Here is a 246-nt window from a genome sequence, read left to right on the forward strand (position 1 = left end):
ACTGAAACAACTAAGGGCCAAACTCCGGTAGGACCAGTCAACGTACCAACAGGTACGTCGGTAACGACTGGTAAGACGACAGTCACGAACAACGAACCCAAAGATGGTGTGACCTTGAAGCATCAGCCAACTGACACGCCAAGTGACCCGGCAGGCAGTACGACGACTACCACGGGTGAAACGATTCTGCCAGATGGTACGCGGGCTTACAGTAAAGGCCAAGTACCGGACGCAGTGAGTGTTACC

At 53.7% G+C, this 246-nt stretch carries 1 protein-coding gene; it reads left to right on the plus strand.

Annotation, left to right across the window (positions count from 1 at the left end):
- The coding region (locus CES79_RS12945) for a hypothetical protein (RefSeq protein WP_225362458.1) at positions 1–246 on the plus strand (246 nt) is incomplete at both ends.

It is taken from the genome of Secundilactobacillus silagei JCM 19001 (assembly GCF_002217945.1).
Classification (GTDB): Bacteria; Bacillota; Bacilli; order Lactobacillales; family Lactobacillaceae; genus Secundilactobacillus; species Secundilactobacillus silagei.